The 400-nt window shown below is 55.0% G+C and carries 1 protein-coding gene; it reads left to right on the top strand.

The genetic code is table 11. The features are described from left to right. On the top strand, nucleotides 1–400 hold a 400-nt coding region (locus J4G02_20230; protein MCE2396854.1), incomplete at both ends, for a carboxymuconolactone decarboxylase family protein.

The raw sequence follows: 400 nt of genomic DNA on the forward strand, positions 1-400 counted from the left end.
GGACGGGCTCCCGAAGATCTCCTCAACTCAGAAGGAGGGATGAGCGGTCCATTCAACCCGTGGCTCAGAAGTCCTGTGCTGGGCAATGCGGCACAACGGCTCGGTGAAACCGTCCGCTTTGAAAGTGCGCTCTCACCACAGCTACGAGAACTTGCAATCTTAATCGTTGCCGCCAAATGGAAGGCGCAGTATGAGTGGTGGGCACATGAGAAAATCGCCAGACGCGAGGGCTTGAATGAACGGATAATAGAGGGCATCAAGGCGGAGACACTCCCAGATTGCTCTAACCCAACCGAGACAGTGGTCTATAACTTTGCCCGCGAATTGCTCGACGAACATCGCGTGTCAGACCATCTATACGATGAGGCGGTTGAACTGCTCGGTGAAGCGGAGGTTGTGG

It is taken from the genome of Candidatus Poribacteria bacterium (assembly GCA_021295755.1).
In the GTDB taxonomy this organism is placed as follows: domain Bacteria; phylum Poribacteria; class WGA-4E; order WGA-4E; family PCPOR2b; genus PCPOR2b.